1 protein-coding gene (running past one end of the window) is annotated in these 12,168 nt (G+C 75.1%); it reads right to left on the bottom strand.

Translation table 11 applies throughout. The features are described from left to right. On the bottom strand, positions 1 to 12,168 hold the start of the coding sequence (locus V6D49_RS25655; protein ID WP_340563433.1) for a type I polyketide synthase. 17,610 nt of this gene lie to the left of the window's left edge; the window shows 12,168 of its 29,778 coding nt (coding positions 1-12,168); its start codon is at positions 12,166 to 12,168; its stop codon lies off the left edge, out of view.

The raw sequence follows: 12,168 nt of genomic DNA, 5'->3' as shown, positions 1-12,168 counted from the left end.
GACCCGCTGCGCACCCTGACCCGAGAACAGGAAGGCGGTCCGGCCTGAGACGTTCGTGCCGCGGACGACGGCAGCGCTCGTGCGGTCCTCCGCGAGGTCGGTGAGGCCCGCTAGCAGGTCGTCCCGGCCGGAACCGAGCACGACGGCACGGTGGTCGAGGGCCGCCCGGCCGGCGGCGAGGGTGCGGGCGTGGCCGACGAGATCGGCCCCGGGGTGCTCGTCGAGGGCCTGATGCAGCCGGGCCGCCTGAGCGCGCAGTGCGTCGGCCGTCCGGCCGGAGACCGGCCAGGCGAGGACCGGCGGTACGGCGACGGGCGCGGCGTCCGGCACCGTCTCCGGGGCCGGGGCCTGCTCGATGACGACATGGGCGTTGGTGCCGCTGATGCCGAACGACGACACACCGGCCCGGCGCGGTCGGTCCGCCTCCGGCCACGGGCTGTGCTCGGTGAGCAGGGCGACGGCGCCAGCGGACCAGTCCACGTGCGGCGTCGGCTCGTCCACGTGCAGGGTGCGGGGCAGTTCGGCGTGGCGGAGCGCCATGACCATCTTGACGACGCCGGCCAGGCCGGCGGCGGCCTGGGTGTGGCCGATGTTCGACTTCAACGAACCGAGCCGCAGCGGCTGGTCGCGCTGCCCGCCGTACTCGGCGATCAGGGCCTGCGCCTCGATCGGGTCGCCGAGCCGCGTACCCGTACCGTGCGCCTCCACCGCGTCCACGTCGGTCGGCTCTAGGCCCGCCGAGGCGAGCGCGGCCCGGATCACCCGCTGCTGGGCGGGGCCGTTGGGCGCGGTGAGTCCGTTGGAGGCGCCGTCCTGGTTGACGGCCGAGCCACGCACCAGGGCGAGGACCTCGTGACCGTTGCGGACGGCGTCGGAGAGCCGTTCCACCAGGACGACCGCGACACCCTCGGACCAGCCCGTGCCGTCGGCGGTGGACGCGAAGGACTTGCAGCGCCCGTCCTTCGCGAGACCGTCCTGCTTGGCGAACTCGCTGAATCCGGCCGTCGTGGGCATCACGGCGACGCCGCCCACGACGGCGAGGTCGCACTCGCCGGTGCGCAGCGCCCGCGCGGCGAGGTGCAGCGCGACCAGCGACGACGAGCAGGCGGTGTCCACGGTGAGCGCTGGGCCCTCGAGCCCGTACGTGTAGGCGAGGCGCCCGGACAGCACGCTGTTGGAGGTACCGGTGAGCAGGTGCCCACCGACCTCGTCGGGCGGCGTGGTGCCGGTGCCGTATCCGCTGTTCGAAGCGCCGACGAAGACGCCCGCGCGGCTGCCGCGCAGCGAGGTCGGGTCGATGCCGCCCCGTTCGAACGTCTCCCACGAGGTCTCCAGGAGCAGCCGCTGCTGCGGGTCCATGGCGAGCGCCTCGCGCGGGGAGATGCCGAAGAGTTCGGCGTCGAACTCGGCGGCGTCGTGGAGGAAGCCGCCCTCGGCCGTGTGGTCGAGGGCGTCGAGCTCCCAGCCGCGGTCGGTCGGGAATCCGGAGATGCCGTCGCCGCCCCGGGCGACCAGCTGCCACAGGTCCTCGGGCGAGCGCACGCCGCCGGGCAGGCGGGTGCCCATGGCGACGATGGCGAGGGGCTCGTCGGCGGTGACGGTTCCCGAGCCGTGGACGGGTGCCGGGTCGGTGCCGCCGAGCAGTTCGTCGCGGATCCGGGCGGCGAGCAGCAGCGCGGTGGGGTGGTCGAAGACCAGCGCGGCGGGCAGCGACAGGCCGGTGGTCGCCGCGAGACGGTCGCGCAGTTCGACGGCGGTCAGCGAGTCGACACCGAGTTCGCGGAAGGTCGCCGCCGCGTCGACGGCGGTGCGGTCCCGGTGCCCCAGGACCTCTGCGGCGGTCGTGGTCACCAGGTCGAGCACGACCCGCTCCCGCTCGGCTGCGGGCAGCGCGGTGAGCCGGTCGCGCAGGACCGCGCCGGCCGCCGGCTCGGGGGCGGTGGCGGCGTCCCCCACCTCGGGGAGCTCGGTCAGGAGCGGGCTCGGCCGGGTGGCGGTGAAGGTGGCGGCGAAGCGCTCCCAGTCCACGTCGGCGATGGTCACGCACGCGTCGCCGGAGGCGACGGCGCGGTCCAGGGCGGTGACGGCCGACTCGGGGTCGAGCGGACGCAGGCCACGCCGGCGCAGGTGGGCCGTCGCCTCGTCGCTCGCCGCCATTCCGGCCTCGGCCCATGGGCCCCAGGCGACGGAGGTGGCGGGCAACCCCGCGGCGCGGCGGTGTTCGGCCAGCGCGTCGAGGTGGGCGTTGGCCGCGGCGTAGGCGGCCTGCCCGCCGCTGCCCCACACACCGGCGATGGACCCGTAGGTGACGAACGCGGTGAGCGAGTCGATTCCCCGGGTGAGGTCGTCGAGGACGCGGGCGGCGTCGGCCTTGGCGCGCAGCACGGCGCCGAGGCGCTCCTCGGTCAGCTCGGTGAGGACGTTGTCGTCGCCGATGCCGGCCGCGTGCACCACGGCGGTGAGCGGGTGGGCCGAGGGCACGCCGGCGAGCACGGCGGCGACCGCGTCACGGTCGGCGGCGTCGCAGGCCACCACCGTGGCGGTGGCACCGAACCGGGCCAGCTCGGCCACGAGTTCGGCGGCGCCGGGGGCGTCGGGCCCGCGGCGGCCGGTGAGGACGAGGTGCGGGGTGCCGCGCTCGGCGAGCGTACGGGCGAGGCGGGAGCCGAGGGCTCCGGTGCCGCCGGTGATGAGGACGGTGCCGTCCGGGCGCCAGGGCGCGGCGGCGGGCTCGGGCGCGGCGTGGCGCAGACGGCGGGCGAAGATGCCGCTGTCACGGATCGCGAGCTGGTCCTCGACGCCGATGCCGGCCAGGACCGCGGCCAGCCGGGCGCCCGCCCTGCGGTCCAGCGTCCCGGGAAGGTCGAGGAGTCCGCCCCAGCGGTCGGGGTGCTCCAGTGCGGCAACCCGGCCGAGCCCCCAGACCTGCGCGGCGTCGGGGTCGGTGAGCGGGTCGAGGCGCCCGGTGGAGACGGCTCCCCTGGTGGCGACCCAGCAGCGCACCTCGGCGTCGGCCCGGTCGAGGGCCTGGAGAAGGGTGAGCAGGCCGCCCACGTCGGGGCGCAGGGCCAGAACCCCGGCCAGGTCGTCGGCGAGGAGCAGTTCGGGGCGGACGTCGGCGGGTGCGCACTCGGCGACGTCGGCGCCGGCGGCGCGCAGCGCCTCGGCCACCTCGGGGTGGGGGGCGCCGACGAGCAGCCAGGTGCCGGTGAGCGTGGCCTCGGGCCCGCTGTCCAGCGGCGTCCAGGCGGTGCGGTACCGCCAGGACTCCACCAGGGAGCGCTTGCGGCTCTCGCGGCGCCAGGTGGTGAGGGCGGGCAGCACGGTGTCCAGGCCCGTGTCGGTGTCGTCCAGGTCGAGCGCGGCGGCCACCGCGCCCCGGTCGGCCGCGTCGACGGCCTCCCAGAACCGTTCCTCGGCCTCGCCGGTCGCCTCGCCCGTGGCACGGGCGGGCGTGGCGTCGAGCCAGTAGCGCTCACGCTGGAAGGCGTACGGGGGCAGCTCGACCAGCCGTCCGCCCGCGGTGAGGCGGGTGGGTTCCAGGGGCGCGCCGTGGCTGTGCAGACGGGCGACGGCGCGCAGTGGACCGGCGGCCTCGCCGGGGCCGGAGCGCAGGGCGGGAACGGCGACCGCGTCCGCGGCGATGTGCGGGACGAGCGCGGACAGGGTGCCGTCCGGGCCGATTTCGAGGAAGCGGGTGTGCTCGGTGAGGGAGGCGATGGCGTCGGCGAAGCGGACCGGCTCGCGGATCTGACCCACCCAGTAGGCGGGCGTGGCCACGTCACCGGGCGCCGTGGCCACGACGGGAATGGTCGGGGGGTGGTAGGTCAGCGACTCCGCGACGGCCGCGAACTCCGCCAGCATCGGCTCCATGCGGTGTGAGTGGAAGGCGTGGGAGACCGTCAGCCGCTTCACCCGCACGTTCTGGGCGCGCAGCCGTTCTTCCAGGGCGTCGATCGCGTCCGCGTCGCCGGAGACCGTCACCGACGTCGGCCCGTTGACCGCCGCCAGACCCACGCCCTCCGGCAGGTCCAGACCGTCCTCGGCCGCCTCCACCGCCAGCATCGCACCGCCCTGCGGCAGCGCCTCCATCAACCGGCCACGCGCCGACACCAGCGCACACGCGTCATCCAGCGACAACACACCCGCCACATGCGCAGCCGCCACCTCACCCACCGAATGACCCACCAGCACATCCGGCACCACACCCCACGACTCCACCAACCGGAACATTGCCACTTCCAGAGCGAACAGCGCGGGCTGCGTGTACTCGGTCCGGCCCAGGATGTCGTCGTCGGTGCCGAACACCACCTCCCGCAACGGCCGGTCGAGATCCACCCGCGCACACACCGAATCGAACGCCTCGGCGAACACCGGGAACGCCTCATACAACCCACGCCCCATCCCGACCCGCTGCCCACCCTGACCCGAGAACAGGAACACCGTCCCGCCGCCTCGGACGGTGGCCGTCGGTGTCTCACCGGCTGCGAGCGCGGTCAGCTCGGCGAGGAGCTCCGTGCGGTCGGCGGCGATCAGCGTGGCACGGTGGTCCAGGGCGGGCCGGGACACGGCCAGGGAGTGGGCCAGGTCGACGGGGCGCAGGGTCTCGTCGCGCTCCAGCAGGTCGAGCAGCCGGGCCGCCTGGCCCGTGAGTGCGGGGGCGGATCGCGCCGAGATGCGGACCGGCACCGGGTGCGCGGGAGCGGACGCGGCCGACGGTGCGGAGGACGCGGGCGGCTCGGGCGCCTGCTCCATGATGACGTGCGCGTTGGTGCCGCTCACGCCGAAGGAGGAGACGCCCGCGCGGCGCGGCCGGTCGGCCGACGGCCAGGGGTGTGCCTCGGTGAGCAGGGACATGGTGCCGGCCGACCAGTCCACGTGCGGCGTCGGCTCGTCGGCGTGCAGGGTGCGGGGCAGGACGCCGTGGCGCAGCGCCTCGATGGTCTTGATGATGCCACCGACACCGGCGGCGGCCTGGGCGTGCCCGATGTTCGACTTCAGTGACCCGAGGTAGAGCGGCCGGCTCGGGTCGCGGTCCTGGCCGTAGGTGGCCAGCAGCGCCTCCGCCTCGATCGGGTCGCCGAGCCGAGTGCCCGTGCCGTGCGCCTCGACCAGGTCGACGTCGGAGGGCGCCAGGCCCGCTGAGGCCAGAGCGGTGCGGATGACGCGCTGCTGGGAGGGGCCGTTGGGGGCGGTCAGGCCGTTGGACGCGCCGTCCTGGTTGACGGCCGAGCCGCGCACCACGGCCAGGACCCGGTGCCCGTTGCGGACGGCGTCGGAGAGCCGCTCCACGAGCAGCATGCCGACGCCCTCGGACCAGCCGGTGCCGTCGGCGTCCGCCGAGAACGGCTTGCACCGGCCGTCGGCCGACAGGCCGCGCTGGCGGGAGAACTCGGTGAAGATCGCTGGGGTCGCCATCATGCTGACGCCGCCGGCCAGGGCCATGGTGCACTCGCCGCTGCGCAGCGACTGCACGGCCAGGTGCAGCGCGACCAACGACGACGAGCACGCCGTGTCGACGGTGACGGCCGGGCCCTCCAGCCCGTACGTGTAGGCGAGGCGTCCGGAGGCGACGCTGGTGGAGCTGCCGGTGAGGAAGTGGCCCTCGACGCCCTCGGGGAGGCGTACGCCCACGCCGTAGCCGGACGAGGCGGCTCCGACGAAGACGCCCGCCTGGCTGCCACGGAGCACGTGCGGGTCGATGCCCGCGTGTTCGAAGGTTTCCCAGGACGTTTCGAGGAGCAGTCGCTGCTGCGGGTCCATCGCCAGCGCCTCGCGCGGCGAGATGTCGAAGAGGCCCGCGTCGAACTCGGCGGCGTCGGAGAGGAATCCGCCGGCGCGGGCGTAGGTGGTGCCGACGCGGTCGGGGTCCGGGTCGTACAGCGTGTCCAGGCCCCAGCCGCGGTCCGTGGGGAACGGTCCGGTGGCGTCGCCGCCCTCGGAGACCAGTCGCCACAGGTCCGCCGGGCCGTTCACCCGGCCGGGGAAGCGGCAGGCCATGCCGACGACGGCGATGGGCTCGTCGGCGGCTGCGGCCGCCGCGACGGCCACGTGGGCCGTCGTGCCGTCGGCGAGCAGCTCGCGCAGGTGGGCGGCGAGGGCCGCCGGGGTCGGATGGTCGAAGACGAGGCCGGCGGGCAGCCGCAGCCCGGTGGCCGCGTTGACGCGGTTGCGGAGTTCGACGGAGGTCAGCGAGTCGAAGCCGAGTTCCCTGAACACCCGGTCCGGGGCGACCGATTCCACGCCGGCGTGCCCGAGGACGGCGGCGGCCTCCGCGCGTACGAGCCCGGTGAGCAGGCGGTGTTGTTCGGCGGCGGGGAGCGCCGCCAGGCGTTCGGCGAGCCCCGAACCGCCGGTGACGGTACCGGCGACGCGGCGGACGGGGGCACGGACCAGGCCGCGGAGCAGCGCGGGCACGGGCCGCAGCGTCCGGGCGGTGGTCAGGTCGAAGCGCAGGGGCAGCAGGTACGGCAGGCCGGTGGCGTGGGCGGCGTCAAAGAGGGCGAGCCCTTCGTCGGTGGCGAGCGCACCGCCGACGCGCGTCGCACGAGCGACACCGGTGGCGTCGAGGCCGCCGCTGATCGCGCTCTCCTCGGCCCACAGACCCCAGCCGAGGGCGGTCGCGGCGAGTCCGCGGGTACGGCGGTGCTGGGCCAGCGCCTCCAGGAATGCGTTGGCGGCGGCGTAGTTGGCCTGGCCGGGGGAGCCGAAGGCCGAGGAGGCGGAGGCGTAGAGGGTGAAGAGGGCCAGGTCGTGTCCGGCGGTCAGCTCGTGCAGATTGAGCGCGGCGCGGGCCTTGGGGCCGAAGACACCGGTGATCCGCTGCGGCGTCAGCGCCTCGATGACGCCGTCGTCGGCGACACCGGCCGCGTGCACGACTCCGATGAGCGGGTGCTGGGCGGGGACGTCCGCCAGGAGCGCGGCGAGCGCGTCCCGGTCGGTGACGTCGCAGGCCGCGATCCGTACCCGTGCGCCGAGCGCGTCCAGTTGTCCGGCCAGTTCCCGGGCGCCGGGCGCGTCGGGGCCGCTGCGGCTGACGAGCAGCAGGTGCCGTACGCCGCGCTGCTCGACCAGGTGGCGGGCGAGCCGCTGCCCGAGGACTCCGGTGCCGCCGGTGACCAGGACCGTGCCGTCGGGGTCGAGGGCACGCGGCAGTGTCAGGACGTTCTTGCCGACGTGGCGGCCGGCGCCGACGTGTCGGAAGACCTCCGCCGCCTGGCGGACGTCCCAGGTGCGCGCGGGCAGCAGGGTGAGGTCGCCCGTGCGGAACAGGTCGAGGACCTCCCGCAGCATCGCCTGGAGCCGGTCGGGGCCCGCCTCGCCGAGGTCGAAGGCACGGTAGGTGCGGTCGCCGAACGAGGCCGGGTCCCGCAGGTCCGCCTTGCCCATCTCGACGAACCGGCCGCCGGGGGCCAGCAGTCGCACCGAGGCGTCGATGAACTCGGCCGCGAGCGAGTTGAGGACGACGTCCACGCCGCGCCCCGCGGTGCGCGCGGCGAACGCCGCTTCGAAGCCGAGGTCCCGCGAGGAGGCGAGGTGTGCGGCGTCGAGGCCGGTCGCCGCCCACTTGGCGGGCGAGGCCGTTCCGTACACCTCGGCGCCCATGTGGTGGGCGATCTGCACGGCGGCCATGCCCACGCCGCCGGCGGCGGCGTGGACCAGCACGGACTCGCCGGGTGCCAGTTCGGCCAGGTCCACCAGCGCGTAGTACGCCGTCAGGAACGCCATCGGCACGGTGGCGGCGTCCGTGAAGGTCCACTCCTGCGGTACCGGCGCCACCATCCGCCGGTCGACCACGGCGAGCGGCGCGAAGCCACCCGCGAAGAGGCCGAAGACGCGGTCGCCGGGAGCGAGGTCCGTGACGCCGGAGCCGACCTCGACGACGGTGCCCGCACCCTCCGACCCCATCAGGGCCGAGGGGTCGGGGTACTGCCCGAGGGCGATCAGGACGTCGCGGAAGTTGACGCCGGTCGCGCGGACCGCGATCCGCACCTCGCCGGGCGCCAGCTCGGCGGCCGTCTCGGGGGCGGGGGTGAGCGCCAGGTCGCGCAGCGAGCCGGAGGAGCGGTCGGCGGTGAGCCGCCAGGTTTCCGTGCCGGGGAGGGCGAGGGCACCGGACGCGGACGCGCGGGCCAGCCGGGGCGCGAACAGGGTCCCGTCGCGGAGGGCGAGCCAGGGTTCGTCGCCGTGCGCGAGCACGGCGAGCAGGTCGTCGTCGAGGGCGGTGCCGCTGTCGACGTCGAGGAGGACGAACCGGTCGGGGTGCTCGGCCTGGGCGGAGCGTACGAGTCCGCCGACGGCCGCGGCGGACAGACCGGTGACGTCGTCACCGGTCGTGGCGGCTGCTGCCGAACGGGTGACCAGCACCAGACGCGACGCGGCGAACCGGTCGTCGGCCAGCCACGCCTGGAGTCCGGCCAGGACCTCCGTGACGACGGAGTCGGCGTCGGTCCCGGTGGCGGAATCGGCCACGGGCCATGCGACGACGTCGGGGGCCGCGCCGGAGAACCCGGCCAGGAAGGTCTCGAGTCCCCGGGTGGCAGTGGCGGACGAGCCCCGCCGTTCGGGCGTGGGTACGGCCGTCCAGTCGAGCGTGAACAGGGCGTCGTCGTGGCGCGGGCCGACGGCGGACGCGGCCCGCAGGGTGAGCGAATCGACGGTGGCGACGGGGCCGCCCCCCGGGTCGCTGATCCGCAGCGTCCAGGTGTCCGACCCGGCGGGTGCCAGGTGGACGCGGAGCCGGGTGGCACCGGTCGCGTGCAGGGCGGCGCCCTCCCACGCGAAAGGCAGACCGGCCCGCTCCGGGTCGAGACCGGTCAGGTGCAGGGCCGCGTCGAGCAGTGCGGGGTGCAGTCCGCAGCGGCCCGCCTCGCGATGGGCGGCGTCGGGCAGTTCCACCTCGGCGTACAGGTCGTCGCCGTCCCGCCAGGCGGCCTTCAGCCCCTGGAAGACAGGGCCGTACGCAAACCCGGCCGCGGTGGCGCGCCCGTAGAAGCCGTTGAGGTCCACCGGCTCGGCCTCCGGCGGCCATACCTGTGCCTCGGGGGCCGGGGCGTCGACGGAGGCGGCGAGCACGCCGGAGGCGTTGGCGGTCCACTCCTCCTCGCCGTCGGGACGTGAGTGGATCTCCAGACGGCGCGTGCCGTCCTCGTCCTCCGCCCCCGCGCTGACCTGGATCTGGACACCGCCGCGTGCGGGCAACACCAGCGGTACGGCGAGGGTGAGGTCCTCCACGGTCCCACAGCCGACGTACTCCCCCGCCTGCCAGGCGAGTTCGACGAACGCGGTGCCCGGGACGAGCACATGTCCGTGGATCGTGTGGTCGGTGAGCCAGCCGTGCGTGGCAGCGCTGAGCCGGCCGGTGAGCAGCACCCCTCCCCCGACGGCCAGCGACACGGCGGCGCCCAGCAGCGGGTGACCGGCCGCGCCGAGCCCGGCGGACGTCAGGTCCCCGGATCCGATCCGGGCGCTCGGCCAGTACGTCTGCCGCTCGAACGGGTAGGTGGGCAGCTCCACGCGCCCGGCGCCCGCCGCGGCGAGCGGCGCCGCCCAGTCGACCCGGGCGCCGTGTACATGGGCGCGCGCGATGCCGTGCAGCAGCGACGCGGCCTCGTCGCGACCGGGGCGCAGAGTGGTGACGGTGGTCGCGTCGTCGGCGATGTGCGGGACGAGCGCGGACAGGGTGCCGTCCGGGCCGAGTTCGAGGAAGCGGACGGCACCGGCGTCGTCGGCCCGGCGCACGGCGTCGGCGAAGCGGACGGGCTCGCGGATCTGGCCCACCCAGTAGGCGGGCGTGGCCACGTCGCCCGGAGCCGTGGCCACCACGGGGATCGTCGGGGGGTGGTAGGTCAACGACTCCGCGACCGCCGCGAACTCCGCCAGCATCGGCTCCATACGGTGTGAGTGGAAGGCGTGGGAGACCGTCAGCCGCTTCACCCGCACGTTCTGGGCGCGCAGCCGCTCCTCCAGGGCGTCGACCGCGTCCGCGTCACCGGAGACCGTCACCGACCCCGGCCCGTTCACCGCCGCCAGACACACACCCTCCGGCAGGTCCAGACCGTCCTCCGCCGCCTCCACGGCCAGCATCGCACCGCCCCGCGGCAGCGCCTCCATCAACCGACCACGCGCCGACACCAGCGCACACGCGTCATCCAACGACAACACACCCGCCACATGTGCAGCCGCCACCTCACCCACCGAATGACCCACCAGCACATCCGGCACCACACCCCAGGACTCCACCAACCGGAACAACGCCACCTCGACCGCGAACAACGCAGGCTGAGCGTAGACCGTGCGGTCCAACGCCTCACCGTCCCCGAACACCACCTCCCGCAACGGCCGATCAAGATCCACCCGCGCACACACCGCATCGAACGCCTCGGCGAACACCGGGAACGCCTCATACAACCCACGCCCCATCCCGACCCGCTGCGCACCCTGACCCGAGAACAGGAAGGCGGTCCGGCCAGGGGCCGTCATACCGGACTCGGTCTCCGGCGGAACCGTCCCCTCGGCGAGTCCGGCGAGGGCACGCAGCGCGTCGTCACGGCCCGCCGCGAGCACCACGGCCCGCGCGGTGAGCGAGGCGCGGGTGGTGGCCAGCGAGTGACCGACGTCGGCCAGGCGTGTTTCGGGCCGCTCGGCGAGCAGGGCGTGGAGACCGGCGGCCTGGTCGCGCAGGGCGCGCGGGGTGCGGGCGGAGAGCGGGAGCGGGATCAGGGGCGGTTCCGCGGCCACGGGCGCCGGCGTCGCCGGGGCGTCCCCGACCTCGGGCCCGGGCTCGGGTGCCTGTTCCAGGACCGTGTGCGCGTTGGTGCCGCTCACACCGAACGAGGAGACGGCAGCACGCCGGGTCCGGCCGGCGCCGGACCAGGGGCGGTTCTCGGTGAGCAACCGGACGTCACCGGCGGACCATTGCACCTGCCGGGTGGGCTCGTCGGCGTGCAGGGTGCGGGGCAGGACGCCGTGCCGCAGCGCCATGACCGCCTTGATGACACCGGCGACACCGGCGGCGGCCTGGGTGTGGCCGATGTTCGACTTCACCGACCCCAGCCACAGGGGCTGGTCGGCCTCCCGCCCCCGACCGTACGTCGCCAGCAACGCCTGCGCCTCGATCGGGTCACCCAGCCGCGTCCCCGTCCCGTGCGCCTCCACCAGGTCGACATCGGAGGGCGCCAGGCCCGCCGAGGCCAGCGCGTCACGGATGACCCGCTGCTGGGAGGGGCCGTTCGGGGCGGTCAGGCCGTTGGACGCGCCGTCCTGGTTGACGGCCGAGCCACGCACCACGGCGAGCACGTCGTGCCCGTTGCGGACGGCGTCGGAGAGCCGCTCCACCAGCAGCACGCCCACGCCCTCGCCCCAGCCGGTGCCGTCCGCGCCGTCGCCGAACGCCTTGCACCGGCCGTCGGCCGCGAGGCCCCGCTGGCGGCTGAACTCGACGAAGGCGGCGGGCGTGGCCATCACGGTGACGCCGCCGGCGAGCGCCATGGTGCACTCGCCCCTACGCAGCGACTGGATGGCGAGGTGCAGCGCCACCAGGGACGCCGAGCACGCGGTGTCGATGGTGAGGGCGGGGCCTTCGAGCCCGAAGACGTAACTGAGACGGCCGGACAGCACGCTGGCGACGGCTCCTGTGGCCAGGTAGCCCTCTGCGGCCGCCGGGTCGGCGGCGAGCGCGGTCGCGTAGTCCTGCCCGTTGGTGGCGGCGAAGACGCCGACCCGGCGGCCGCGCAGCGACTTCGGATCGATGCCCGCGCGTTCGAAGACCTCCCACGAGGTCTCCAGGAGGAGCCGCTGCTGCGGGTCCATGGCGACTGCCTCGCGCGGCGATATCTCGAAGAGCCCGGCGTCGAACTCGGCCGCCTCGTGCAGGAATCCGCCCTCGTGGGCGTAGCTGCCGCCGCCACGCTCGGGGTCAGGGTCGAGCAGCGCGTCGAGGTCCCAGCCCCGGTCGGACGGGAACGGTCCGACCGCGTCACGGCCCTCGGTGACCAACTCCCACAGCTGTTCCGGGGTGCGCACCCCGCCGGGGTAGCGGCAGGCCATGGCCACGACGGCGATGGGCTCGGAGTCACGATCCTCCTGCTCGCGCAGTCGCTGGTGCGCCTGCCGGAGCTCACCCGTGACGAACTTCAGGTGATCGAGCAGCTTCTCTTCATTCGCCAT

The organism is Streptomyces sp. GSL17-111, from assembly GCF_037911585.1.
Lineage (GTDB): Bacteria > Actinomycetota > Actinomycetes > Streptomycetales > Streptomycetaceae > Streptomyces.
This window is presented reverse-complemented; position numbering and strand designations above follow the sequence as displayed.